This window comes from Thermobifida fusca YX, assembly GCF_000012405.1.
Classification (GTDB): Bacteria; Actinomycetota; Actinomycetes; order Streptosporangiales; family Streptosporangiaceae; genus Thermobifida; species Thermobifida fusca.
Genome location: NC_007333.1, coordinates 850,531 through 876,913, shown reverse-complemented (window position 1 = coordinate 876,913; position 26,383 = coordinate 850,531). Strand labels below are relative to the sequence as shown.

The following is a 26,383-nucleotide window of genomic DNA, read 5'->3' as shown; positions in this document are numbered from 1 at the left end:
CGCGCTTCGCATGCGGGTTACAGCACCCCGGTGAGCACCATCACCCGTTCGTCGGTCAGGTCGTCCATCGCGGAACGCACCCCCTCCTTGCCGACCCCGGACTTCTTCACGCCGCCGTAGGGCATCTGGTCGGCGCGGTACGTGGGCACGTCACCGATGATGACCCCGCCCACCTTCAGCTCGCGGTGCGCCCGGAACGCCGTCGCCAGATCCCGGGTGAACACCCCCGCCTGCAAGCCGTACTTGCTGTTGTTGACCTCGGCGAACGCCTCATCCACGCCGCTGACCCGGCGCAGCACCATCACCGGGCCGAAGACCTCCTCGCACACCACCTTCGCGTCGTCGGGGACGTCCGCCAGCACGGTCGGAGCCATGGTCACCCCGTCCCGGGTGCCGCCGGTGAGAACCGTGGCCCCACCCGCCACCGCCTCGTTCACCCACTGCTCGACGCGGGCCGCGGCAGCCTCGTTGATGAGCGGCCCCACCTGGGTGGCCTCGTCGGCGGGGTCCCCGGTCACCAGCTCTTCGACCCGCTGGACCAGCTTCGCGGCGAACTCGTCGTAGACGGCGTCCTCCACGATGACCCGCTGCACGCCGATACAGACCTGGCCGGCCTGGTTGTTGCCGAACAGGGCGATCCGCCGGGCCGCCCAGTCCAAGTCGGCGTCGGCCAGCACCACGGCCGCAGCATTCCCACCCAGTTCGAGGGTGACGTGCTTGTTCGGGGCCATCTTGCGCAGCTCCCAGCCGAACTGGCCGCCGGTGAACGAGATAACCGGCAGCCGTTCGTCGGTGATGAGCGGCTGCGCCAGTTCGTTCGGCATCGGCAGCACGGAGAACGCCCCGGCCGGCAGATCGGTTTCAGCGAGGATCTCGCCGAGCACCAATGCAGAAAGAGGCGTCGCGGGAGCGGGCTTAACCACGATAGGCGCGCCCACCGCGATCGCCGGAGCGACCTTGTGCGCGACCAAGTTGAGGGGGAAATTGAACGGGGAGATTGCCAGCACTGCACCCTTGGGGACGCGGCGGATCAACGCGATCCGACCCTCCCCCGCACTGTCGGTGTCCAAGCGCTGCACCCGCCCGCTGTCGCGGCGGACCTCTTCTGCAGCCCAGGTGAACACGGAGACAGCCCGCCCCACCTCGGCACGCGCCCACAAGATCGGCTTCCCGCTCTCCGCAGTGATGAGCTGGGCGATCTCTTCGGAGCGCTCCTGGAGCCGCCGTGCCACGTGGGCGAGGGCCGTAGCGCGCACGTGGGCGGGGAGCGCCGCGGTGGCGTCGAGGGCACCGTGCGCGGCAGCCACAGCCTGGTCGACCTGTTCCGGGGAGGGGACGGCGACCGTTGCCACGGTCTGCCCCGTGTAGGGGTTGGTGACAGTGAGTTCGTTGTCGCCGGTAGTTGCTGACCCGGCCAGCCAGAACGGACGTTGAGACATGTTCGTGACGCTACTGCTTCGCAGTGTCGTCTTCCTCATCCATTCGGGCCCAACAACGCAGGCCTTCACTCCATCCTGGCGATTTCTGCACTGTTCCCGCGCCTTTCCCGCGGGCCTGTGCGAGTGTTGTGCACAGTTGTCTCCATTCGGTGGCGCAGCCGATGCCGGTCAGCCACTCTGGTGTCAGAGCGCGCGACGGTCCTCCCCCGCTGTTCCGCGTGTTCAGGGTAGGAATCCTTCTGCCCGAGCCTTGCATCAAGGAGACCGCGACGAGAACCGTTATTTGGAGATCACCGCTTGCCACTCGTTTACCGCACTCTTTTCACCGTTCCACCGCCGTGCGACGTCGTCGACCTGAGCCTCGACACGTTTTCGGCCTGGCTTGCGCAGAAGTCCGACGGCTGGACCCCGGACATGAGCCGGTCCGGGCACTACGTGGTGGACCACCGCTACACCGTGAAAGTCATCCGGCACGACAACCCCGACGAAAACCTGCGTTTTGTCCGGCTCAAAACCGAGTCCTTGCACGAGCGCAGCGGAACCGTCTGGCAGACCGTGCTGACTGCCGTGTCCGACCCGGGGCGCGAAGCCGATCGCACCGTCTGGATCGAGATGACCGCGACATCCCCCCGGGAGAGGATCGGTGTGGGCGGTGAAGGGGTCTTCGAAGTGGTCCGGCCCAAACTCGTGCGGTCGTTTCTGAACTCGGCACGGTGCTTCGACGGCGCGGCCATGCTCACCGAAACCCCGGTCATCGTCCGCGGCCGCGACGAGCAGGCCGTCGAGGCGCTGCTGACCGCGATCTGCGACAGCTCCCGCAGGCTCGCGCTGGTCGCCACCGGGGTCCCCGCAGACCTCACCGTCCTCACCTGGCAGAACGCGATAGGGCAAGTGCTCAAGCTCGCGTGCGGCATGTACTCCGGCTATGTGCTCGACCGGGCAGCCCAGCAGCGGGTGGCTGCCCGCCTCCCCAAAGACTTCAGCATCCCCATGGGCGGGGTCCGCACCTTCCTGCCCGGGGTGCAGTTGACCGACCTCACCGACCACCTGCGCCACCCCATGCTCAGCGCGCGCAGCATGGACGAGTCCCGCACCGGCAGGATGATCCGCGCCCGGGTCGGCAGAAAACTCATGCCCGCACTGCACACCACCGCACTGAACCTTGCGCTGCCTGACGCGCTGCTCCACGTGGACGCGCTGCTGGACGAGGAGGAAGCGGACCTTCCCGCCTCCCCTGTGGCGCCGCGCGTCTCCAAAGCGACTGTCGTCTACCGCACCGAGTCTGCGACCGCGGCACGCTCCCCCGCCCCCGACCCCACGGACGCGGAACGGGAACGCACCCTGGCGTTGGCCGCCGAACTGAAACGGCGCAATGCGCGCCTCGCCGAGCTGGAACGGGACTACGAGCAGTTGCGCTCCGAACTTAGGGAGACGGTGCGGGAACGCAACCAGTACCGGGAGCAGTTACGCAAAGCCCGCTACGAGAACACGTGGCTGCGCGACCAGCTCCGCAACTTCGGCCACTACGAGACGGCTGCCACCCACCCTCCGATCCCGCCGAGCGAAGTCCCGCCCGAGGACTTCGAAGAACTGTGGGAGCGGATGACCGATGAGACCTCCTTCCCCTATCTGCGGGTGACGATCGACGACGCGCTCGACGACATGCGGGAGCTCAGCGGCCACAAGAAAGAACGGCTGTGGGTGACGAAAGCGTGGGAGGCGCTGCGGGCCCTCAACGACTACGTGCGCTACCAGTTGACCCACCCGGAGAACAGCAAACCGCTCCACGACTATCTGCGGGACCAGCCTGACGGCTTCTTCACCATCCCGGTGAAGCGGATGGCCGCCCACGAGAGCGACACCGTGCAGAACCGGGCGAAGTTCAGCGGCAAACGCATCTTCCGGGTGCCTACCGAAGTGCACCCGGACGGGGTGGTCCCCATGTTCGCGCACATCAAACTGGACACCGAGTACGGGGTCTGCCCGCGCCTGTACTACTACCCGGACTTGGGTCCCGGGCGGACCAACCGGATCTACATCGGGTATCTCGGCCGTCACCTGCCCGTGCACAGCACGAATTGACGGGAGCGTGCCGGGCCGGTCTTCGGGCCGCGGGACAGGCCGGTGGCCCGTGCCTGTTTTTGCTGCCGCCTCTCGTGGCGGGTCGACGCCCGCGGCCCGAAGACTGCATCGGCACGCGCTGCACTCTACTGCCCGCTGTCGGCGCCTGGCATGGCCGCCGCACCCGGAGAAAACCAGGTTAGGGGCCTGGATGCAACGGCGACTGTTCGGCCGCAGGCTCGTGTTCGGGGTCGCTGTCGGGTTCGGTCATCCGCATAGCGGGCGTGCTGCCCGCATCGAAGAGGCGGGCGAAGTCGGCGTCGGTGCCCGCGACCGCCTCGATCCGCCGATTGCGGGCCCGGCCTTCCACGGTGCTGTTGTCGGCGATCGGGTTGGCGGCGCCATGCCCGGCGGTGATGAAGGCGACCCCGTCGACCGGCATCATCTCTTGGAGGAATGCCGCGGCTTCTTCCGAGCGCTGCAAGGACACCTGCAGGTTGGCTTCCGGGGTGCCGGTGTCGTCCCCGTACCCGTCGATCCGCACCCAGGAGGCGTCGGCTGCGGCAGCTTCCTCCGCGAAGCGCTGCAGTTCCACGATCCCCTCGTAGGTGAGTTCGGTGCCGTTGTGGGAGAAGTGGACGACCGCGGTAATGGTGCGGGGCGGGTCTGCCTGGGGCTCGTGGTTCTCGTCTGCCTGCGCCCGGTGGTCTTCGGGGAGGGGTGCCGCGTCTTCCTGGGGCGGGGAGACGTCGGCGTCCGCGGTCCGCTCCTGCGGCTCCGCGGTGGTCGGGGGCGTTGCGGGGTTCGCGGACTCTTCTGGCGTGTCCACAGCAATCGTGTCTTGTTCAGGCGCTGCCGGCGGGAACAGGACGGCCGAGAACGCGAACAAGCCGAGGGCGAGGACACCGACAAGGGGGAGGGTGACGTAGCCGGACCACGGTCCTTTCCGTGGCTCTCGAGCCCAGCCCACGGTCCTCGTGTTCCGGACCGCTGCGATCCGCCATTGCCCATAGTGTCGTTCCGTCACGCGACTGAGAGTAGAAAACCCCAGTCCAGGACGGGATTCAGTGCAGGACAGCAAAGGGTTTCCCGACGCCTTTCCCAGGATGCAGAGCCGCGGTTTTCTCACCATTTGCCCGGTTGGGCGCGGCAGGCGTGTCCGACTTCTCCGCTGAAAACTTCCCGCGAAATAAGTGACGCAGATCACTCTGCCTGTGAGGCGGGTAACGTCGCCACGAAGCGGGATACATCCGACCTGCCCGACGTCCTACCCTGGAGTGGTCATGGACAGCTCTTCCCCTTTCGCGACAGCTCACCCCCGCACCGTTCTCACCGAGCGGGAATGGCAGGAACGCGCCGCCCGGCATGCCGCGCGTGCCGAAGAGTTCATCCGCAGCGCCCAGCGCCCGGAGGCGCGGCCGGTGGAGAGCTTCCTGTTCACCTACTACAGCTACCGTCCCGCCCAATTGCGTCGCTGGCATCCCGGACCGGGAGTGGTGCTGCTCGGCGAGTCCGCGCGGAACGTGTTCCGCCGCTGGTACCGCACGACCACGGTCCCGGGGCCTTCCGGCGACCCGGTGACGGGTGTGGAGTTGGACGTCGCGGCTTTCCTCGCCGACCGGGGCAAAGCGGTGCGGTTCATCGCCGACCTGCTGTCCGCGGTTCGGGCGCGCAGCGCGAACTTCAGCTGTTTCGCCCTGCACGAGTGGGCGATGGTCTACCGGCAGTCCCCTGAGGAGCGGCGGCATGCGCTGCCGTTGCGGCTCGGTGCCGAGGGCACCGACCGGGTCGTGGAGTCGCATCGGATCCGCTGCTCGCATTTTGACGCGTTCCGGTTCTTCACGGCCGAGGCGCGTCCGCTCAACCAGTTGCAGCCCACCCGGGAAAGCCAGATCGCCCTCGACCAGCCGGGCTGCCTGCACGCCACCATGGACTGCTACAAGTGGGCGTACAAGCTCTCCCCCGCGGTCCCCGGCGAGCTGCTGTTGGACTGCTTCGCGTTGGCGCGGGACATCCGGGAGCTGGACATGCGCGCCTCCCCCTACGACCTGTCCGACCACGGGTATGCCCCGGTGTGCATTGAAACCCCGGAGGGCAAGGCGGAGTTCACCGCGGCGCAGCGGGAGTTCAGCGAACGCGGGCAGGTACTGCGGGACCGGCTTTTGGCTGTGATCGCGATGCTGGGGGTGGAGCGTTCCCCTGCGGCCGCGTCGTAGCGTTGCTCGCAGACCACGGGCAGCCTTCGTGTCCTGCGGAAACCCGTGAATCAACGTCAACTATTGACACGATCGCATTCCCTCCGTAACAATTCCTTTACGGAAAGCGCTTTCTTAACAGCGCGGTGTCCGTCAAGGTGGCTCCTCCACCGATCGAAGGCACGGCCCAAGCCGTGCCTTCCCTTCACGTCCTGCCGTCGTCACCGATATCCCCACGGCGGACCGCCCCTCGGCCGCCATCGGTGCCGGCAGCACACCCGACGAAAGGCTGCCTATGCGAGCGCACCCAGCGGCCGCTCCGGCTCGACGACCCCCGGAGCGCTGGCAGACGCCGCGACCACCGCGGTCCGCACCCTGGTAGTGAGCGCCCCAACGGCAGTGGGCGCCCTCCCCTCCGCCCTCGACACCCCCAGCAGCACTCCAAGCATCGTGCGCACCGGCGCCGGAAAGCTCTGACCTGAAGGGTTCCACGACCGGCGGGGACCTACCCCACGGGGTCCCCGCCCCTTCGTTTTTCAGAGTGCGACCGGCCTCACCGGCACCGCGACGACTGCGGGCTGAGCTCCCCGCGCCCCCAACCCGCGGGAATCCGTTCCAGCACGCCGCCGCGGAACACGTCATACAAGTCGAGGGACTCCAAGTGGACGTAGCCGATATGGCAGTCGCAACTGGCTGCCGGGCACGGGCGGGGACGGAGCCGCGCCACGAAAGACCCGTCGTACAAGTTGCCGAGTTCCGTGGGCAGGAAATGGCAGCGGCGCACCGTGCCGTCCCCGAACACGGAGACCACCGTGTTCCCTGTCCGGCACAGCCGCCCCCGACTGGGATGCGGATCCCGGCTGTAGGGGAACAGCGGATCAATCTCCTGCCAGGGTGCTGCCTCGGCATCCGTGTACGAGCGGCCTCCCACAGCATTCACCCACAGGTAGACGTCGTCCGGCAGGTCAGCGCGGAGGCGGCAGGCCGCAGCCAAATGCTCCGGCAGCCCGACAATGCCCACACTGAACCGCACCCCGAGCTCCCGCAACCGGAAGCATTTGGCGAGGAACCGCTCATACCGGGTCTGCGAGGGATGGAAAGTCGCCCACAACGCCGCGGTCTCCCGGTCGCATTCGGCCAACCATTCAACACGACAGCTCAAATTGGTCTGGATAGCGACCCGCTCCACATGCGGCAGGTGGCTGAGCCGCACCATCGCGGCGCGGTACCACGACCGGACAAGTCCTTCCCCCCACGGGGTGAACAGGACGGAGATACGTTTTCCCGGGCTTTGCGTAGCCTGGCTGGCCACCCAGTCCACGAACCGTTCCACGGCGGCACGGTCGGCGCGCAACTGCTCCGGGGTGTCGCGCCGCTTAGCGAACGGACAGTACGAGCAGTCGTAGTCGCAACTGGCCAGCGGCCCCCGATACAAGATGGTTATGTCGTGGGGAAGAGTCATCGCGCGTCGTACTCCGCCATCAGCCTGGTCACCCTGGGTGAGAAGAACAGCGGACCCACCGTGTCGGAGTAGGCGAGCCCTTCGTCGGTGAGCCGCACCACCCGGGAGGTTTCCGTCACCCAGCCACGCTGGGTCAAAACCGCGAACTCCGCGGGAAAGTCGGTGCGCGGATCAGAAGCGAACCGCGACCGGTACCAGTCAAGGTCGAGACCGTCGGCTTGCAGCAGCGACTGCAGCAGGTGGCGCCGCCGCCGCTCGTCCTCGTCAAGCCGGAACCCCACTTCGGCACAGTCGAACCCGCCCGGACCACGGGAAATGTAGTCGTCGAGGATCGCCCGCACCTGACGCACACCGACCGCGTAATCGAAGGAATAGTGCAGCCCGCGGGTGTAGGAGCGGGCCCCGCAGCCCAAACCGACCATGCCGTCAGTCTGACAGCAGTAGGCGGGCCCCGTCTCCGACGGCGCATCAACCCGCTCGAACATGCGCATCGACACCTGCCGATAGCCGCGCTCCAGCAGATAGTCGCGGCCCTGCTGGTAGAGGGTGCGGCGCTGGTCGTCCCACGCCCGGCCGCGCTTCCCCAACCCGGTCAGCGGGCGCACATACAGCGGGTACAGGTAGATCTCCTCCGGCCGGTACGCCACGGCAGCGTCCAGCGAATAGCGCCAACTGTCCGGGGTCTGCCCGGCAATGCCGTAGATGAGGTCGATGTTGAGCCGGGCGCGCGGGGCGTGGCTGCGGATCGCGGCAAGCGCCCGGTCCACGTCGGCGCGGCGCTGCGGCCGCCCCACCGCGTGCGCCTCGGCGTCCAGGAAACTCTGCACCCCGATACTGATCCGGCTGGCCCCGCGGGCCGCCACCACATCGAGACGCTCCGGGGTGGCGGTTGCCGGAGAAGTCTCCACCGACGTGGGAATGGCCGCCAAATCCACGCCAAGAACCCGGTCGGCCAGGTCGTAGAGCCGGTGGAGTTCGTCAGCGGTCAGATAGGTGGGAGTGCCGCCGCCGAAAGCAGCACGGGCGAACCGCGCTGTGCCGCCGAGCGCGTCCGCGACCGCCTCAGCCTGCCGGGCAAGCGCATCCAGGTAGGCAGTGACCTGCTCGGCAGGCGGTACCGCGCGGGTGAACAGGTTGCAGAACCCGCAGCGCACTTCACAGAACGGAATGTGGAAGTACAGGAACAGGGCATCGGTGGGCTCGTCCCGCCACACGTCGGCCAGCCGCGGGGCCGGGATGAGCGGACGGTAGGCGGTCTTGTGCGGATAGCCGTAGACGTAGGTGCGGTACGGCGTGTCCGCGGGGGGCGCGGCAACGGGATAGCTGTGCAGTGTGGTCACAGGGATGCCAGTCTTTCTGCGGTGTCGGATACGGGCAGGCCCGCCACGAGTCAGTGGCCGAGGACAAAGTGGGCGTAGGGGACCGTCCACACTGTTTCGTGGCCGATCCTGTGCCCGGTGTAACCGTCCTCGCCGTAGGCGGTGCCGTGGTCGGAGCAGATGATGGTGAAGCACGGGCGCCGGGACGCAGCCGCTTCGAACAGCGCGGGAATGTGCCGGTCGACGTATTCAAGGGCGGCGGCGTGGCTGGCAGGCGAGTCCCCGTCCTCTCGGGTCGCCCCAGGCAGGTAGAACCAGTTGGGCTGGTGGAGCGCGGCCACGTTCACCAGCAGAAACAGGGGCTGCTGCGCCGGGGTGGCCGCGATGATGCCGGTCGCGCACGCCACCTGGTGTTCAAAAGAGGCAGGCTCGGTCACCCCGAACGACGGCTCCCAGCGGCTTTCCGCGAACAGGTCCGGCAGGACTGAGCCGAGCGCGGAACGCCGGTTGAAGAACCCTGTGCCGCCCACGCACGCCGTGTGGTAGCCGACTTCAGCTAACGCGGTCGGCAGGTCCGGGGCCGTAAAAGTCCACGTGTACTCGTCTGTGGTGGCACTCCCGGGAAAAGCGGCAGCAAACAGTCGGGGATGCGGGCCAGGCGCGGCGGGGGTGGGCAGGAACCCGGCGAGCATGGCCAGGTGGGAGGCGTAGGTGAAACTCGCGGGGGCGTGCCGCCGCTCCCACCTCCCGTCGGGGAGCACGGCAGCGAGGTTCGGGGTGCGTCCCTCCCGGGCGAGACGGTCCGCCACGTCGTAGCGCAGCGTGTCCAAGGTGATCAGCAGGATGTCGTGGGTGCCGACCACGTCGTTCATGTTGGGGCGGGTGTCCATCGGCGGCTCCGTTAGAGAGGGGTCCAGGCAAGTCCGGTCTCGGTTGGGGCGTGTCGGGTCGCAGGCACGGCTCAGTCCGCGGCCACCACCGTTTCCTTTCCCGCGCTTCCACTGGACTGCTCCCGCACTGTCCGGGGCGGCAGCGGGGTGAACCGTCCGGTGCGCACAGCGTGCAACTGTTCGGCGTAGGTGTCGCGCCCTTCATGCAGGACCCCGGGGAGGAGGTCCCCGAACGCGTTGACCTCGCACACGACGCTGCGGTGCCAGCCGGGTGCCAGCAGCAGGTCGACACCGGCGTGCAGCGTGCGGGGAAAACACGCGGCAGCGGCCTCCGCGGTCTGCATCGCGGTGTGCCAGGCGGCTTCCCCCATCCGGGCGCGCAACGCGGCCAGGTCCCCGCGCGCGTTCCCCAAATGCAGGTTGGTCATGGGCGAGGTCGATGAGCGCACCACCACGTGGGTGGCGCGGCCCGCCACGACCAGCACCCGCAGGTCGATAGTGCGACCGTGGAGTCCCGCTTTCGGCAGCCAGCGTTCCACGTGCACCCCGTCAGCGCACAGCGTGTCGATGAGGGCCGCCACTTCGGCCTCATCGGTGTAGGTGCGGATACGCAGACTGTTGTAGAGCGCGACCCCGGTGCTGGCGTGCACCAGGTCAGCGGAGGTGACCGCGTGGACCCGGTCGCGGTGCACGGTCAACGCCACCACCCCGGACGCGGAGGAGCCGTGCACGGGTTTGACGAACACCCGAGCCCAGCCGCGCTCCGCTAGCTGCGCGCGCAGGTCCGCGTAACTGGTGACTCGACGGTCCAAGGCAGGCGGAACCGGGACTCCGGCGGCACTCAAGCGGGCATGGCAGCGCCGTTTGTCGCACATGACGACAAGATCAGCGGGGTCTTGGAGCAGCCGGGCCCCGGGAGCAGCGCCCACAGCCGCGGCGAGCCGCTCTAGCGCAGAACACAAACCCGTGTGGAAGGCCGCGCTGCCTTCCACCCGGTGGAGGTCCGGAGCACGGCTGAGTCCGCGGAGCAGCCGTGCTGTCTCAGCGTCTTCCCCGGGGGAGTCAACCCGGACCAGGGCCCCGGGCGGCACCCGCACCCGCCCGGCAGCTAATTCCGCCCAGGGCAGGACAACCGGGTCGGGAAGCCCGGCGGCGCGGGCCGCCTGGGTGAACAGGTGCAGCCTGCGACTGCCGGGGACAGCGACGACAGCAAGAGGAGAGACGTCCACTCGGCGACCTTACAAGCGGGCAGTGACCGCGATGCAGCCTCGGGTTCGGCGGCACAGTGGTCGACCTCGCGTCAAGACAGCTCCGCGGCATGCGGCCACGGGAAGCCTTGCAGTTTGCTGTGCATGAGACGAAGAGGTCGCAAACTCCCCTTCCCCGCTCGAGCACAACAGCGCTGTCGCATCAACGGTCGCGCTCACCACGGGTGAAGAGAATGGCCCAGCAGAGCTGGATGCGCTATACCCCGGTCAGAGGCATTGCCCTATCCGCTCCACGCAGAGCGTGGCAGCCACCGATAGTGCCCACACGAGGACCAGACCCACCCACGAGTCCTTTTCCGCTTTTGGGAAGTGAATGAAATCAGCGCCACCCGCTGGTAAACTCGCAGGTCGTTTAGTGTGCTTTCCGCGTATGCGGGGATGGTCCTCTGGGTGGTCCCTCGGGTCACAGACAGGCTGCGTACTCCCCGCGCATGCGGGGACGACCCCCTGCATCAGCGCCCAAGGAATCTTCGATAGCGGCCCCGGGGAGGTGAGCTGCCCGGGGCCGGGAGCCTGTCTCTGCTGTTACGGCTACTCGGTGACAGACGGGTAGTAGTAGGTCTTCCCCTGGTACACCTCGGGTTTGCGGGCGTCGCTCAGCTCGAGGTCCACCCCGGCCAGGGCTGCACGCACCCGCTCCTGCATCCCCTCGGTGAGGAAGTGGTGGCGGATCACCAGCCGCTCCAAAGTCCGGAACGTGGGGGCGGTGGCGAGCACCTCGCCGCCCGCGTCGGTCAGCACATGATCCGACAGGTTGAGGACACGCACCCGTTCCAGGACGGGCGCCTCAGCGAGAGCACGCACCAAGTCGTCGCCCCACTCTGAGTTCCGCAATCCCAGGGAACGCAAAGAGGGGAACAGTTCCCCAGCGAGCAGCGGGGTCAGGTCGTCCAGGGTGGTGGTGCCGCCGTAGCCTTCCACCCCGAACCACAGTTCCAGGTGTTCCAGCGCGGGAAGCTCGGAAGCCAGAATCCCTGCGGTGGCCTGCCGCGGCAGTCCCCCCGTCTGCGCGGTGAGTTTGCGCAGCGACCGGTGTTGGGTGGCGGACAACCTCAGGCCGTTCCCGCCGCGCACCACGAGCTCCTCCATACCGGGGAAGGCGGCGAGCAGCGGCGCCAGGTCAGTCTGCTCAATCCAGGAGATTTCCGCTTCCTCCACGATGAATTCGCCGAAAAACAGGGAGCGCAGTGCGGGGAACCGGTCGGCGTGGGCGGTGAGCAGGTCGCGGGGCATGTCCCCCGCGATTTCGTAGCTTTCACCCCAGCAGCCGATGATCAGCGCGGTGACCTGTGTGGTGTCCACGCTGGAAATAAACCGGGTGAAGTGGTCTTCGAAAGTCTCGTCTGAGTCCGCGACGACGCGGAGCCGCCACGCCGCGGTGCCCGGCTGGGCGAGCGCCTCCGCGTAGATGTCCCCCGGCTCCCAGCGGTCGGGGACCGGCTGCTCGGCACGGCGGGCGCGCCATTGGGCGTCGAGGAGCTTCTGCTGTTCGATCGCGGGAGAGAGGAACTCCACGACGGGCAGCCCAGCAAAGTCGGTGAGGTGTTCGTAGAAGCTCATAGATCGTATTCCTGTCGATACCAGGCCAGGGCCGCCCTTAGTGAAGCAGCGAACACCGACGAATAGCGGGATGCCACGCCCACGAACACGGCAGTTGTCTGCGTGCATGGCTGTGCGGGGCGCGCGTGGTGCGGTTTCGGCTGCGGCGTAATGTGCGGGGTGAAAGGCTCGGGCAGTGCGCGATATCGCAGGAGCACCGAAGGGCTTCGTACGACGTCTCCTTCTTCTGGGCTGCTGTGCGGGGGAAGAGGGGACTGTGGGTCAAGAGTGCGGCCGGTGGGCGACGGCCCCGTCGAAGAATCCCCAGGCGAGCGAGTGGTGCTGGTCGATCACGAATCCTTGGTCCCGGGCGACGTCTACGGGGCGGCGGCGGGGTGCGGTGCCGCGCCGTCGGGCTCGCAGCGGTTCGATCCAGCGCATCGGTGCGCGCGTGTATTCGACGTGGTCGAGGAGGAGCAGTCGGCCGCCGGTGCGGAGGACGCGGCGCATTTCGTTGAGTGCGGCGGCCTGCCCGGGGATTTCGCACAAGGCGAGGAAGCACACGACCGTGTCGAAGTCGGCGTCGGAGAACGGCAGGTGGCGGGCGTCCCCTTCGTGCAGTTCGACGGGGAAGCTGGCCCGGCTGGCTGCGGTGCGGGCTTGGCTCAGCATGCCGGGGCTCAGGTCGATGCCGACCACCTCGGTCACGTCGGCGGAATAGTGGGCAAGGTTGCGGCCGGTTCCTACGGCCACGTCGAGGACCCGGCCGGATGCTTGAGCGCACAGCCGCTGCCGGGTGTCTTTGAGGATCTTCCGTTCCAGCCACGCCCCGTCGTCGTATCTGGGGGCCCTGCGGTCCCAGATCTGTCGGGTGTGGGCGACGGCGCGATCTTGGCGTTCCCTGCTGATCTGTGTGTTCATTGTTCGCCCTGCGGTTGGTAGACCCGTAGTTGACCTCTGCCCCCAGTGTGAAAGTTAATGTCAACATGAAGTCAAGCTCCGTGGAATTGTCTATCGGGGAGCTCGCCGCTCGGTTCGGGCTTGCCCCGCACGTGCTGCGCCACTGGGAGTCGATAGGGCTGCTGCGCCCCGCGCGCCGAGTCAACGGGCGCCGCCGCTACACCGCCGAGCATGTAGGGCTGGTCGCGTTGATCTTGCGCGGCAAGGACGCCGGGTTCAGCTTGGAACAGATGCGGGATTTGCTCGTCGCGCCGGACGGGGAGACGCGGCGCGCACTGTTGACCGACCATTTGGCTGCGCTTGACGCCAAGATCGCCCAGTTGCAGCGGGCTCGGGCCTTGGTGGAGCACACGTTGAAGTGCACTGCTGACGACTTCCTCACCTGCCCTGATCTGCACGCGCTTCTCGACGAGCTGGTGGCGGAATCGTTGGCGGTGCCGGATCCAGCGCAGCGCAGCGGGCCTTCCTGTCTGGCCAGGCAGGAACCGTAGGTGCAGCCTTGCAAAGGGCTAGCCGCTGACGGCCGCGTGGGCTGTCAGCATGGTCGTGGCTCGGGACGCCATGGTTGTGGAGTGGGAGGCCGCGCGGTCCCATTCGCCATGGGGATGGGATCCGAACGGAACCGCGCGGGGTCTGCTGGATCAGCCGGGGAAGACCACGTCGCTGCAGGCGTAGAACGTCCGGTCGTCGTGGCTGGCCTTCCAGTTCATGGAGACGATGTGGCGTCCCGGGCGTCCGGGGCGTGCACGTCGATGTCGATGGACACTCCGTTGAGGGGGTACTGGTTGTCGGGTCGGTCTTCACCGGCGGTGAGGACTCCGGTGTCGGCGACGAGTTCCAGGTCGGACCGGAGCGGGTCGGTGACCGGGTTGTAGTCCTGTGTGGTGGCGTCGATGCGGATGTCGTCGGCTCCGTGGTGGGCTCGGTCGTGGACGGTGGAGTGGTGGTTGACTTCGGTGGCGTGCCCTTCACCGGGGACGTCCATGGCGGCGTAGCGGCTGTTTCCGGTGCGGCCCGCGCTGCACAGTTGCCTGTCGGGATTGCCGCCTGGTGGTTGTCTGCGAGGTGCTCCCCGGTATCACCCGTTCCAGTTCCCCTGGCGGTGGTGTCGGCTTGCCATGCTTGCCAGCACACGGGGTCTTCACTGTTCCCAGCAGCTGTAGGGGCGGGAGAGCGGGTTGATGGTGGGGCCGTGGGCGGACGCGGTGCCGACCGTGAGGGTGGAGAGCAGCGGTGCGGCTGTTGCGGCTACGACGAGCGCGCACTGCCCGAGACGGCGACGTGCTGCGGAACGCACGGGACCTCCTCCGAAGTGGGGTTTCGGTGGTGTGCTCCCGGTCGGATGGCAGGCCCGAAAACTCTGAGCAATCAATACATAACGGTACGGAAATCCTTTTCCGCACACTTCTCTCGGTCCAACGCGCCGTTTCCTCGAAATCCGCCCAGTTCAGGACGGGATTCTTCAGAGTTCTCGTTTCCTAGGCCCGTAGTGTTCCGTCCTCCGGGAAAACGTGTTTTCCTGGGTGTTGCGGTTCTCTCCGGACGGACTCCCCTGTCGGGAAAATTTTTCCTCGACAGTCCTCCCCCAGCCTTTCACCCACGTCAGTCCCAAGAGGCAACGAGGAGACAACAGCCGTTCCATGGCGTTTTTTCGAACCATTAATTATGGTCAGTGCTCGATGTCTGACCGCGCCGGGCTTCTCACCAGATCACCGAATCCGCCGTGTCCGGCACGGAAGGCGCAGCGTCCCGCACCCTTTCCCTTCTCACGCACTAGGGGGCATTCTTTCCATTTCCCACGCAATACTCCCTGTTTCGGACGCGCCGAAAAACGCTGTTCTCCTGACAGAAAAGGAGTGGAATGGGCGAGGAGAACGTTTCGTTCGGGGCTGAACTCCGCCGGCTGCGCACGGAAGCCGGATGGAGCCTCGCGGACCTCGCGGAAGCAGTGCACTACAGCAAAAGCCACCTGTCCAAAGTGGAGACGGGCCGCAAATCCCCCTCCGCTGACCTAGCCCGTGCCTGCGACACCGCGCTCGGCGCCGAAGGCCGCCTTGCTGCGCTGGTCCGCGGACGTCGGCCCACCACCCGATCCGGTGCCTCGGGGCCGCCGCTGCCCGCCGCAGGCCCTCCCCTGTCGCCGCCCCACGCGTTCGCCCTCGGAGCGGGGGCACTGCTCGGTTTAGGGCCTTCCGGTAAAGAACCGCCCGCTTTCCTGGGGTCCGCGGACGTGCTCACCGCGTTCCGCTCGATGTTCGACCAGGCTCGGGTCCTCGGCCAGCGCACCGGCCCCACCCTGGTCCTGCCGACCGTGGCCGCGCAAGCCCACGCACTCACCCGGCTGGCCCGTGGCGCCAAACCGAAACTAGCGGTTCCCGCGCTCCTCCTCGCTTCCCGGTTCGCCGAATACGGCGGCTGGCTTGCCCAAGAAGCAGGCAACAGCCACGGCGCCCTGTGGTGGACCAAACACGCCGTGGACCTTGCTGCCCAGGCCGGGGACCAGGAAATGCGGGCCCAGGCTCTGATCCGCCGGGCCTGTGTAGCCATGTACGCCCACGACGGCCTGCACACCGTCGCCTTGGCCCAGCAGGCGTACGCGATCGCTCCCTCGCCCCGGCTCCGCGCTATGGCAAGCGAACGCGAAGCCCAAGGACACGCCCTGACCGGCGACTACGACCAATGCCGCCGTGCCCTGGACCGGGCCGAGAAGGAAGCAGCGCACGAGACCGCGGAACCGTCAGACCGTCCCCTTCTGGGGAGTTCGACAGTGCCGAACCGGCTCGCTGTCGTCACGGGATGGTGCATGTACGATCTCGGCCGCCCTGCTGAGGCGGCCGAGATCCTTGACCGGGAGCTTTCCGCGATCCCCCACACCGCGGTGCGCGCCCGGGTCCGGTTCGGGATGCGGCGTGCGCTCGCGCACGCCGCCGCAGGCAACCTGGAACGCGCCTGCACCCTCGCACACGGCCTGTTGGAGAAGTTCGCCGCCGTGGACTCCGCGACCGTCGCCCACGACGTCCGCCAACTCGCGCGCACCCTCTCCCGCTGGCACAACGACCCGGCAGTCCGGAACCTCAACCCCCGGCTGGTCCTGGCGCTGCGTCGGGCCCCGGTGTGAACGGTGAGGCGCCGTTGAGCCGAGACGGCTCGGACATGCTCACCGTTTCCTGGGGGTCCGAGCCGTCCCTTTTCTCGGCAACCGGCTCGTCCCAGTCCTGTTCCGGAAGAAGGTAGCGCTCCCGCAAATACCGCGCGGTGTCTTCGTGCCCCTGCCATTCGAGCAGGTTCGCGAGCCGGTCCGCGAACACGTGGCGTCCTTCCGGCAGGCTGTCGACGAGCGCGCACGCCTGCTGGTAGGAGATCGATCCGGTGACCGCATCCGGCCGGTCCGCACGGTCCTGCCAGTCCGAGCCGATCCACCACGGGGAGAACGCTGCCTCTTCACGTCCGGAGATCGTCTCCGACATGCGGCTGAAAGCCTCCACCAGCCGGGCGGCCTCCCGCAGTTCCTCTGGTCGAGGACGTGCCTTGCTGTCCCGGGCCAGCCACCACAGCAAGGCCTGTGCGGGGGAGGAGAGCGTCGTCCCGAGAGCATCCCGCCGGACCTGCTCCACCTCCTGCTCCCGCTCCCATATCCGCAAGTCCTTGCGGAACGAGGAGAGCCGCTGCAGCCGCTGAATGTCCTCTTCCACCAGTGTCAAGACGACGTTGTTCGCCCACACGGTCAACCCTGTGGCGGCGTCAACCACGGGTTCCCCGAGGACAGCAGCGAGCCGGTATTGGGCGATCGTGTGCTCTTCCGGACGGTAGTCCCTAGTGAGCTCCCGAGCACGTTCCAGGAGCGCGAGCGCCGCCACCTGGGCGGGGTTCCCGTGCTGCCCGGTCGGCGTGCCCTGGTAGCGCACGTTCGCGGAGAAACGGAACAAATACCCTTCTTCCGCGCTGGGCAGTTCCACCCCTACCACTTCAGCGCTCTGGATCAGCGCGACAGGGGGCTCTGGGACGCTGGGCTGCGGGATTTCAGCGAGTCCACGGCGGAGGAACCCCTCACCCAGGAAAAACCCCAGGCCCAGCGCTGCGCCTACCAGCAGCACGAGGACCCACCACAGGCCGGGGTAGAGAATCAGCACCCAGAGGAACGTTCCCGCCCCAACCGCGCCAAGGATGGCCTTGGCCTTTTTCTTCTCCTCGAAGAATTTCACGCCTCTTCCTCCTGCCCCGGCCGCTGCCGCCACGCTTCGTGGAGTTCATCGATCCGTCGGGTGACCAACCTGGCAGCGCGCACCCGCCGCGCTCTCTCCGCGGAACCGCCGTGCTGCGTGCCCATGGCCCACCGCAGCGCCGCCGCGTAGAGCACCACCCCCTGCCCGGCGCGTTCCGCTGCCTCGACAAGGAGATCCACCAAGGATGACGCCGCCCCCGTGGCGAGCGCCCAACGGTAGGCGTACTGGACGAGCACGGTCTCCTGCGCACAAACCGTGGCCAACGCCTGCACTAGGACGGGACGCACCTGCGGATCGTCGACAAGGGACGCTCCGGGTTCCGTGGCGGCGAGCCGCTCCAACAGCTCCACATCGGTGGCCCTGTACCGCTGGCTCAGCGCGTCGGCGATCCGCAGCATCAGCCTGAGGCACAACTGCGGCTGCTCCACCAGCGCAAGCAGCGCCTCCGTCGCCTCTTCCTGCACCTTCCTCGCGGTGTGACGGGTCAACTGGTGGAGGCGGACCATCGCCTCATCCGGCCAGGCGTCCGCGATGACCTGGGCGGACACGGTGACGAGCACTCGGGCAAGGCGAGGGGACAGATTGTGGTTGCGCGCCCAGAGAAGAACCTGGCGACGCACCTTGCGGGAAAAGCCATCGTGGGCTAGGGCTTCGCTCAGGGCATAGGCGATCTGGGCGGAAAGATCGAGTCTTCCCCGAGCCCAGTGGGTGATGTAGACGAACAGCTCTTCAATCCGGCCGACCCGCAGCATCTCGCGGGTGAAGTGCGCAACAGCCTGGTCCCGGTCGCGGCCAGTCAGCCCGCGCAGCCGCACACACTGGTCGATCCAGACGCACAGGTCCCTGCCCAGCTCGGGATAGTTGTCCCAGAACCAGTTGCGGACCGCGGCAGCGTAGCCCACCCGTCCGAACCGGACACTGTGGTCTGGCTCCAGCCGTGCCTCAATGTCCTTCAGACGGGAGGTGAACGTGGGACGTTGGAGCCGCGGCTCTTCGGGCTCCGGTGTCTTCACCTGCTCCGCGAGCATCCCGGCGGCCGCAGCCACCACATTGGAGCGGGCCCCTTCGAACATGGCGACCGTCAACAGCAGTGCCCGCTGCCAACTGTCCAGTCCCTCGACTTGTTTTTCGACCTCGGCCCCGTACGCGGTGAGGGCGTCCAATGCCTGGGCGAGCCATTCCGCTGGTCCTGCCTCGGGGGCGCTGCGGCGTCCCTCCCCAGCGATCCGGACCAGCTCAGCGATCTCCCCCATCCGCGCCTTGGGGATCCAGGCTTTGATCTGGTCGGGGAACTCGCCTTCCCAGGCGATGCCTTGTGCTGCGAGGTGGCGCCGCAGCACCTGTTCCCCATCGGGGCGGCCGAGCGGGACGATCAGGTCCCGGAACTCGTCGCGCAGCTCGATCCGCTGGTCCGGGTCGATGACGACGACCAGGTAGGAGTCGTGTGCGCGTACCGCGTTCCGGTAGCCCTCCAGCACCGCCTGGGCTGGAGCGAGCAGCTCCCGGTTGGGGCCGGACAGGTCGAGCAGGAGCTGTTCCCCGCGGCTCAACCGCTCCGGGAGGAGCATGCCGGTCGGCCCGTCCCCCACGTCATAGTCGTCCTCGGGAAGCTCCCGTAGCCGGATCTCACCACCGCCGGCTGTAGCGAGCAGGATTTTCGCCGCGGTCGTCCGTCCGCTCCCTGCTTCCCCCGTGATGATCACCGTCCGCCGTTCGGCGAGCATTTGCAGGGCGTCCCGGTAGCCGTCGGGGGCGAAGAAACATTTCCGGAGGTGTGCTACCTGGTCTTCACCGACGAGAAGGGGGACGCGGTGGTGGAGCCGGCCTCGGTCGTCGATCGTGAACGCGGCGCTGGACAGGTAGATGTGCTGGTCCCCGTCCCCGGTGTGGATGAGTCCGTAAACGGTTCCCAGCTCCGTGTGGGAGCGGGGCGTGTCCGGAAGGTCGCGGTCTTCTTCACGGGGAGTGTCAGCGGCGGGAGGGGTGTGGACGGGGGCCGCTGAATCCCCGTCCACACTGTCTCCCCCCGTGGCAGCAGGCTCGTCGAGGACTGCGTCGGGCTCGTCTACCGCGGGAGGAGCGGGCGGTTCGTCCCACTCGCTCCTCCCGCTTCTCCCCCCATCCAGTGGAAGTTCCACAGTCACGAGTCGTCCTCCCGCGGAACGCTGCCGTGGCGCTGGTGCTGGCTCCCGTGGTTGTCTCCGGCGACGTAGTTCACGGCATCCCCGTGGAACTGGGGCGCGTTGTACTGGGCTCCGCTTCCGGTGTGCAGCGGCCCGTACGCGGTACCGATGACCGTCCCTGCACCGCCGACGACGTCCCCCACCCCGCCGGGGTTGTGCGTGAACCGGTCACGCCCTTGGACGACATTGCCTTGGTGCACGTCTCTGACCGTGCTGTTCACCTGATCCCCATGCGAGCGGGAATCCCATTGAGCCTGCGCCGCATTTCCCGTCACTTTGGCGACCTCCTCAGCAACGCGTGCCAGATCCGCGTCCGCGTTGCGGTGACTGAACCTCAGGTACTGGCAGTGGGCGAGGGGCTCCAACGGCTGAGGCAAGCTCGCAGGAGACAAGGGCCGCACGTCACCGACCAGTACGGGGATGACCCGCACCTGGTAGGCGAGGGCTTCGAGAATCTCTTGGCGGACCCAGTCGTGCGGGTCGTCGAGTTTGCGTCCGCCTCGTTCGGCTGTGGCGTCCAGCCAGCGGGAGCCGATGACGGCGAGCAGCACTTCGCTGCGCCGTACCGCGTTGAGCAGGCGTTCGCGGTAGTCGTCTCCAGGCTGGATGGACTTGCTGGCTCTGAAGACCGCGTTGCTGCCGAACCGTTTGGAGAGATGCTGGTCGAGCAGGGTGGCTGTGGCTTCTTCGTCATTGTTGCGGTAGTTGACGAAGACAAGTGGCATGAAGGGCTCCTCCCAGCGCCGGACACCCAAACCCCCCGGCCTCGGGTTGTCCGGGTCTTTTGTCTCTGCGAGGGGCAGTTGGAACAGGAGCCATTTTTCCGAAGACTTCTCTCAAAGGGGTCGGAAACCAGAAAGTTTCCCTTTGCCTCACCCAACAGACAACAGGAAACGTCCCAAAAATCCCCTTTTCCGGCTTTTCTTCCCAGCGAGAAGACAATGGTTTCCCTTTTCACTCCGAGCTGAGTGGATGGGAGTTGCACGATCCCCTCTCGACGGGATCAGGGAGCACAGACCACCCTGCGACCTGCACACATCGCCGTTTCTCATGCTTCGTGCCGCTACCCGGAGCGTTTTCCGGATTCTCTTTGCACTCTTGACACGGCACACCACAAAGGCGAATAAAAACTCAAGGTGTTCAGATTTCCTTGTCTGCGGCGCTCGACCTTCCGCTTGCTGTTAGCACCAAGAGGAAACGACACTTCGAACCGGAATACTGATTACGTTTTTAGTAATGGTGTCACCGGTCCCGTCCTTACTCCCGCTTCTTCTGCCGGACAGTGCCGAGCCTCCCTTTCCAGGGCAGCATCCAGGCGCAGACCGCTCCACGGCATGCTTCTATTCCAGAGGTTCAACCGGTGCGCAGCCACCGCTAGTGGACGGCCTCGGTCCTCTCGGGCTGTCCTTCGCTGCCCTGCTGGGCCGCCCGCTGTCCCCTTCATCTCCGGGAGTACGCCCCCGTGGGCTGCTACCAGCCCAGCAGCGGCGTGCACAACCAGGTCTCCCGACCCGGCACTGTGCTTCCCCGGCACCCGTTCAACCCCAGCCTCCGGCGGGATCTCTCCCCGCGGCGCAACCGTTCGACGAACCACCGGAACGGAAGCAGACGAGGCCAGGCAGTGCCCTGACGAGTTCCCGGACCGAGCGCACCCAGCCCCGTCCTTACCCCTCCCACCAGGAGAAATCGACCTTTCAATGACCTTGCGCATGTCTTCTCCCGGCTTTTTCGGGCAGTCGTACGGTGCAGCTCGCGCAGTCCTCAACCGCACGGAGGGTAGGAATGGCGACGAAGACGCTGATTCCCGGCTACACGTACGGCACCGAACAGGTCGCCAAGTCACCGATCGGGCTGGAAGACCTGAACAAGCTCAAAACCACGGTGATGTTCACCAGCGCCGATGAGGAAGCGCTGCGGATGGCCGGGGACGTTCTTGAAGACCAGGTCGAGGACGTGCTCGACGTGTGGTACGGGTTCGTGGCCGACCATCCCCACCTGCTGGCCTACTTCTCCACTCCCGACGGGCACCCGATCCAGGAGTACCTGGACCGGGTGCGGGAACGGTTCGGCCAGTGGATCCTCGACACCTGCCGCCGCCCCTACAACCAGGAGTGGCTCGACTACCAGCAGGAGATCGCGCTGCGCCACACGCCGGAGAAGAAGAACGTCACCGACAACGCGAACTCGGTGGACAACATCCCGCTGCGCTACGTCATCGCGTTCATCTATCCGGTGACAGCAACGCTGCGGCCTTTCCTCGCGAAGAAGGGGCACAGCGCCGACCAGGTGGAAGCCATGTACCAGGCCTGGTTCAAGTCGGTCACCATGCAGATCGCGCTGTGGTCCCAGCCGTACACGCGCGACGGCTACTGGTGATCCTGCGTCCGGGTCTCGCGCACCGGTCATGGTCTGCGCGAGACCCGGATCGGCTTCCCCAAGCCGAGGGCTGCCCGACAAGCAGGGAAGGCTTGTCGGCGTGCCGTGCTTCGGCGGCCGGGAAAGACGCAGCGGGCCGATAGTCCGTGCTCTCCATGCCCTTAAAGGCTGGGCCATGCCCCGGTGAGGAAGCAGACGGCGAGTGCTGCTGGCCGTCGCATTGCCGTGGGCGGCTCTTTCCAGGCACATGCCTCGGGGCCTGCACTCCGGAGCGGGCCCCGAGGCGATTCGGTGATTCTCATGGGCTTGCTGCTGAGCTGGCGGGTGCCGCCAGGCTCAGAAAAGCTCCAATTGTCCCGGGGTGAGTGGCACCACAGCTCTGACGTAGCCGAGGCTTTCCGGGGAGACCTCGTAGAGCAGGTCGACTTGGTACGCCCACTCGTCGAGAGCCGAATCGAGTGCTGCGGGAAGTGCGCGGAGTTTAGCGAGTTCGAAAGTGAGCGCGGAGTCGTCGCCGATTTCTGCCGCCGAGCGGGCCGCAGTCCAGATCTCCGCGAGGCTGCTGCACAGGGCCCGGATGTAGTCGGCGGTACGGGAGATCTGGTCGAGGAGCTCCGCCGCGTGCTCTTCCTCTGCCTCCTCTTCATCGACCGCGGGGTCGTCCAGGTCGTCTTCGGCTGTGAGCGGGTCTTGTCCTTCTTCCTGCCACCGCGGGATTTCTCCGCTAGGGGTGTAGCCGATTTTTCCGGGGATTGCCCAAAAGTCGGTGCCCCGGTCGTCGAGCAGCACGTCTTTGGCGACCCGGGACAGGGCCGCATAGACCCGCAGCGGAGCTTCGTCGAGGCAGTGAACGGTGGTGGCGAGGCCGCCGATGCACCGTTTGAGTCTGGGGTAGTGGAAGTCGTCCAGGTCGTCGCTGATCTGCGTCGAATACTCGCTGATCTGCTGGGAGATCTCGGTGAGCCGCTGGTCGAGAGCGGCGAATTCGATGTTCAGCCGCTTCTTCAGGTCTTTGAACTCTTCGAGTGCTTCCCTGTCCCGCAACACGGAATTCGCTCCCTGCGCCCGCTGATCTCCGAAACAGCCACGGGAAACAGTAGCAACTGTCTCGGCACTGCCCGGACCAACAATTCTTGACCCCTGTCCGAACGTTTTCCTTTTGCAAACACTTGCGCACTGTTTTTCTTTTTGCTGTCCCGTTGCGCTTCCCCGGGCTTCCCCACATTGTCCGAGGTCACAACGGGCTTCCGGCCTGGTTCACCAAGGTTTGAGGCGGTGGGCGCCTCCTCTGTGCACTGCGGACTCATCCACCATCACCGCGGGTGCACGAGTTCGTTTAGCCGCATCCGTGTTCCACCACCGTGGACTCTCTGAAAACAGGAAGAGGAGGAGAAACTCCGAGACCGGATCCGTGAACCGCCCGAAAGTGTTCGGTTCCGACAGGGCTGCTGTTTCCCACGTGGATAGTGCTGCTGAAGGCTAGCGTTCCTTCCGCTCCAGCTCCATCCGCCCGCCGGGCAAGGACGGCTCCTTGCTGCCCTGATTTTTCTAAGCTGGCGTGGTGTTCCCGTCCCTGCGAGGTGTGGTGTGTCTGCTGCCCTGCGAGGTGGTGCTGCATGAGTCCTGCCGCTGCCGCGGCTTTTGCACCCGGTTCTCTCGTGGCAGGACGCGGACGGGAATGGGTGGTGCTGCCCTCTACCGAGGAGGACTTTGTGCTGGTCCGTCCCCTCAACGGGGACGAGGCTTTCACCACGCTGCTGTACCGAGACGAGGTGACGCCCGCAGAGTTTCCCGCCCCGTCCACGGAACTGTCCCAGATCGGGGACCATGTTTCCGCGTCTCTGCTGCGCACCGCGATGCGGGTGGGGTGCACGTCCCCCGCGCTTCCGCTCCGGTGTTTAGGGTCGATCCGCGTGCAGCCGCGCCGCTACCAGTTCGTGCCGCTGCTGTTGGCGTTGCGCATGGAGACGGTTCGGCTGCTCATCGCGGACGATGTCGGGACCGGGAAAACGGTTGAGGCCGCGCTGATCGCTAAAGAACTAGTGGAGCGGGGGGAGGCACGGCGTATGGCGGTGGTGTGTCCCCCGGCGCTGGCCGAACAGTGGCAGGCAGAGTTGCGGGACAAGTTCGGTATCGAAGCCGAACTGGTTCTCCCCTCGACTGTGCGCTGCCTGGAACGTCCGCTGCGCGCCGACCAATCGGTGTTCAAGACGTACCCGTACACGATCGTCTCCACCGACTTCATCACCTCTGAGCAGCGTCGCGCCCAGTTCCTCACCCACTGCCCTGACCTGGTGATCGTGGACGAGGCGCACACGTGGGTGAATGCTTCGCCCACGAGGCTGCGCCAGCAGCGTCAGGAACTGCTACGGAACGTGGCCGCACAGCAGGACCGCCATCTGATCCTGGTTACCGCCACCCCGCACAGCGGGAGGGAGAACGCGTTCCACGACCTGCTGGGCATGCTCACCCCAGAACTCGCCGAGGCGGATTGTCGAAGCCGGCGAGGGCGGGCACTCCTGGCCCGTCATTGTGTGCGGCGTCACCGCCGCGACATCCAGCGGTTCCTCGACCAGGAGACAGTTTTCCCGCAAGGACGCGAGTTCCGGGACGAAAAGTACGAGTGGAGCCCGGCCTACGCTGAGTTCAACGCCGAAGTGCTGGCGTATGCGCGGGAAGCGGCTGCTGACCCCAGCGGCACCAAGCTGCAGCAGCGGGTGCGCTGGTGGTCGGCGTTGGCGCTGCTCCGGTCGGTGGTTTCGTCCCCGGCGGCCGCAGCCGCAGCGCTCCGCACCCGGTCGACAACATTCTCGGCGGCGCGCAGTGCGGCTGACGTCGACGCGCTCGCCCGCGAGTCGGTGTATGACGCAGACAGTGCCGCCACAGAGGGCGGGGACGCGGTCCCCGGCGCGGCAGTCGACCCCGACACCTTGCCGGAGAGCACCCGGAGACGCCTGCGCGCGCTAGCGGAACGGGCCGAGAAACTCCAGGGCGTGGAGCACGACGCTAAGCTGCGGGCGCTGATCGCCACGGTCAAAGGTCTGCTCGCCGACGGCTGCGACCCGGTCGTGTTCTGCCGGTACATTCCCACCGCCCACTATGTCGCTGAAGAGTTGCGGCAGGCGTTGCCGAAGAACTGCGCAGTGGAGGCGGTCACCAGTGAGCTTCCCCCACGCGAGCGGGAGGACCGTGTCGCACACCTCGCGGCAACGGACCGCCGACGCGTGCTGGTGGCCACGGACTGCCTGTCCGAGGGTGTCAACCTGCACGAGCTTTTCCCCGCGGTCGTCCACTACGACATGGCGTGGAATCCGGTCCGGCACGAGCAGCGGGAAGGCCGGGTAGACCGGTTCGGGCAGCGGGCGAAACGGGTGCGCGTCGTCACGCTTTACGGGGCTGACAACGGTATCGACGGCCCTGTGCGGGACGTGCTGCTCCGGAAGCACCGCACAATCACGGCGCAGGCGGGGGGTGCGGTCCCGGTGCCGACGTCCAGCGAATCGGTGCTGCAGGCGCTCGCGGAAAGCCTCCTGCTGTGCGGTCCACACCCCCAGCTCGGCCGCACCCCCGGTCTTGCTGAGGCCAGCGCTGTGCTGCACCGCGAAAGGGAACTGGTGTCGGAGCCTGCACCGCACCAGGGCGCAACGTTCGCGCCCTCCACCGGGGACGTCCCGGATGTGGTGGAACATCTGGAGCGTCTCATCCCCGCCATCGACGACGAACTGGGCCGTCCCCGCGATATCGCTTCCTTTGTGGCACGCGTGTTCACGAGGCTGGGAGTGCCAGTCCACGCCGATGCCGGGAAGCTCACCGTGCCCCCTCAGTCGCTGCCGCCGGGGGTGCGCGCTGCCCTGGGGGTCGCTGACACCGCCCACCAGGATCTGGTGTTCCGGCGTGACCTGCCTGCCGGGCCGCACGAGCACGTGCTGGTGCGCACTGATCCAGCGGTGCGCGCGTTAGCCCGCTACGTGGTGGAGACCGCGTTCGAACCGGATCCGGGAACGCGTCCTGTCGTGCAACGCTGCGGGGTGACGTGGACCGGCCGCGTAACTGTCCGCACCGTGCTGCTGCTGGTGCGCTACCGGTTTCTGCTCACCCTGCCTGGGGTGGACGGGCCGCGCACTGTGGTGGTGGAGGAGGCTCGTATTCGCGGCTACCGGGCGGGGGCCCACGGACGCGAGTGGCTTACCGACGCTGAGACTGCGGCACTCGTAGACACTCCCCCTGACGCTGATCTGCCACCGGAACTAGTGCAGTGCCACGCTCGGCGCGCCGTTGCGGAGCTTGACGAAATCCGCGGCGACCTCGCCGAGTGGGGGGTGGTGCGCGCCGAACAGCTCCGCCACGCCCACTACGGCATCCGCGCGTCTGCTGGGTCCCGTGGCCAAGGACTGGCACTCGTCCCCCATGGCCGTGCCGACGTGGTTGGCGTGTACGTCTACCTTCCGCTGGGGGACGCCCCGTGACC

At 67.0% G+C, this 26,383-nt stretch carries 19 protein-coding genes and 1 pseudogene; 6 read left to right on the top strand and 14 right to left on the bottom strand.

Going from position 1 to position 26,383, the window contains the following annotated elements:
* Positions 1-17: 17 nt before the first annotated feature.
* Positions 18-1,439 carry an aldehyde dehydrogenase family protein gene (locus tag TFU_RS03705; RefSeq protein ID WP_016188319.1) on the bottom strand — a complete coding sequence of 474 codons (1,422 nt, stop codon included), beginning with the start codon at positions 1,437-1,439 and terminating at the stop codon, positions 18-20.
* A gap of 297 nt (positions 1,440-1,736) precedes the next feature.
* Here TFU_RS03705 and TFU_RS03700 point away from each other — a divergent pair, with 297 nt between their 5' ends.
* Positions 1,737-3,521, top strand: coding sequence for a hypothetical protein (locus tag TFU_RS03700; RefSeq protein WP_011291190.1), 1,785 nt, complete (start codon positions 1,737-1,739; stop codon positions 3,519-3,521).
* Positions 3,522-3,699: 178 nt separating this feature from the next.
* On the opposite strand, the gene TFU_RS03695 is transcribed toward TFU_RS03700, so the two are convergent.
* Positions 3,700-4,470: an OmpA family protein gene (locus TFU_RS03695; protein ID WP_016188317.1), complete on the bottom strand. Its 771-nt coding sequence runs from the start codon at positions 4,468-4,470 to the stop codon at positions 3,700-3,702.
* 313 nt (positions 4,471-4,783) lie between these two features.
* Here TFU_RS03695 and TFU_RS03690 point away from each other — a divergent pair, with 313 nt between their 5' ends.
* Entirely contained in the window at positions 4,784-5,716 is a 933-nt protein-coding gene (locus tag TFU_RS03690) for a hypothetical protein (RefSeq protein WP_011291188.1), read from the top strand.
* Positions 5,717-6,248: 532 nt separating this feature from the next.
* Here the strand turns inward: TFU_RS03690 and TFU_RS03685 are convergent.
* The 6 genes from TFU_RS03685 to TFU_RS03660 form a co-directional block, all read right to left on the bottom strand.
* Positions 6,249-7,157: an STM4011 family radical SAM protein gene (locus TFU_RS03685; protein ID WP_011291187.1), complete on the bottom strand. Its 909-nt coding sequence runs from the start codon at positions 7,155-7,157 to the stop codon at positions 6,249-6,251.
* On the bottom strand, positions 7,154-8,497 hold the full coding sequence (locus TFU_RS03680; protein WP_011291186.1) for an STM4012 family radical SAM protein: 1,344 nt from the start codon (positions 8,495-8,497) through the stop codon (positions 7,154-7,156). Before TFU_RS03680 ends, TFU_RS03685 begins: the two co-directional genes overlap by 4 nt.
* Before the next feature lie 50 nt (positions 8,498-8,547).
* The gene (locus tag TFU_RS03675; RefSeq protein ID WP_011291185.1) at positions 8,548-9,366 is read right to left on the bottom strand and encodes an STM4013/SEN3800 family hydrolase; all 819 of its coding nucleotides are present in this window, start codon (positions 9,364-9,366) and stop codon (positions 8,548-8,550) included.
* A gap of 71 nt (positions 9,367-9,437) precedes the next feature.
* Positions 9,438-10,595 carry an STM4014 family protein gene (locus TFU_RS03670; protein WP_011291184.1) on the bottom strand — a complete coding sequence of 386 codons (1,158 nt, stop codon included), beginning with the start codon at positions 10,593-10,595 and terminating at the stop codon, positions 9,438-9,440.
* Between the two features lie 570 nt (positions 10,596-11,165).
* Positions 11,166-12,194 carry an STM4015 family protein gene (locus TFU_RS03665; protein ID WP_011291183.1) on the bottom strand — a complete coding sequence of 343 codons (1,029 nt, stop codon included), beginning with the start codon at positions 12,192-12,194 and terminating at the stop codon, positions 11,166-11,168.
* 261 nt (positions 12,195-12,455) lie between these two features.
* On the bottom strand, positions 12,456-13,094 hold the full coding sequence (locus TFU_RS03660) for a class I SAM-dependent methyltransferase (protein WP_011291182.1): 639 nt from the start codon (positions 13,092-13,094) through the stop codon (positions 12,456-12,458).
* 65 nt (positions 13,095-13,159) lie between these two features.
* Here TFU_RS03660 and TFU_RS03655 point away from each other — a divergent pair, with 65 nt between their 5' ends.
* Positions 13,160-13,624, top strand: coding sequence for a MerR family transcriptional regulator (locus TFU_RS03655; protein ID WP_011291181.1), 465 nt, complete (start codon positions 13,160-13,162; stop codon positions 13,622-13,624).
* Between the two features lie 150 nt (positions 13,625-13,774).
* Here the strand turns inward: TFU_RS03655 and TFU_RS16165 are convergent.
* Together TFU_RS16165 and TFU_RS16160 are read right to left on the bottom strand one after the other, a co-directional pair.
* A pseudogene (locus TFU_RS16165) lies at positions 13,775-14,160 on the bottom strand (lytic polysaccharide monooxygenase).
* A gap of 114 nt (positions 14,161-14,274) precedes the next feature.
* A complete protein-coding gene (locus tag TFU_RS16160; protein ID WP_016188313.1) occupies positions 14,275-14,430 on the bottom strand; it encodes a hypothetical protein in 156 nt (51 codons plus the stop codon).
* Between the two features lie 564 nt (positions 14,431-14,994).
* Here TFU_RS16160 and TFU_RS03640 point away from each other — a divergent pair.
* On the top strand, positions 14,995-16,251 hold the full coding sequence (locus TFU_RS03640) for a helix-turn-helix domain-containing protein (protein WP_011291178.1): 1,257 nt from the start codon (positions 14,995-14,997) through the stop codon (positions 16,249-16,251).
* Here TFU_RS03640 and TFU_RS03635 read toward each other — a convergent pair.
* From TFU_RS03635 to TFU_RS03625, 3 genes are read right to left on the bottom strand one after another with little or no spacing between them, the layout of a single operon-like run.
* Entirely contained in the window at positions 16,208-17,335 is a 1,128-nt protein-coding gene (locus tag TFU_RS03635) for a hypothetical protein (RefSeq protein ID WP_011291177.1), read from the bottom strand. The genes TFU_RS03640 and TFU_RS03635 overlap by 44 nt on opposite strands.
* Complete coding sequence (locus tag TFU_RS03630; protein ID WP_156482481.1) at positions 17,332-19,494, bottom strand: hypothetical protein; 2,163 nt, start codon at positions 19,492-19,494, stop codon at positions 17,332-17,334. Before TFU_RS03630 ends, TFU_RS03635 begins: the two co-directional genes overlap by 4 nt.
* Positions 19,495-19,496: 2 nt before the next feature.
* Positions 19,497-20,264: a toll/interleukin-1 receptor domain-containing protein gene (locus TFU_RS03625; RefSeq protein ID WP_011291175.1), complete on the bottom strand. Its 768-nt coding sequence runs from the start codon at positions 20,262-20,264 to the stop codon at positions 19,497-19,499.
* Between the two features lie 1,057 nt (positions 20,265-21,321).
* On the opposite strand from TFU_RS03625, the gene TFU_RS03620 reads away from it, so the two are divergent.
* Complete coding sequence (locus tag TFU_RS03620) at positions 21,322-21,915, top strand: protoglobin domain-containing protein (protein WP_011291174.1); 594 nt, start codon at positions 21,322-21,324, stop codon at positions 21,913-21,915.
* A gap of 336 nt (positions 21,916-22,251) precedes the next feature.
* Here the strand turns inward: TFU_RS03620 and TFU_RS03615 are convergent, their stop codons facing one another.
* Positions 22,252-22,962, bottom strand: a complete 711-nt coding sequence (locus TFU_RS03615; RefSeq protein WP_011291173.1) for a hypothetical protein — start codon at positions 22,960-22,962, stop codon at positions 22,252-22,254.
* 569 nt (positions 22,963-23,531) lie between these two features.
* On the opposite strand from TFU_RS03615, the gene TFU_RS03610 reads away from it, so the two are divergent.
* Complete coding sequence (locus TFU_RS03610; protein ID WP_011291172.1) at positions 23,532-26,381, top strand: helicase-related protein; 2,850 nt, start codon at positions 23,532-23,534, stop codon at positions 26,379-26,381.
* Positions 26,382-26,383 lie beyond the last annotated feature (2 nt).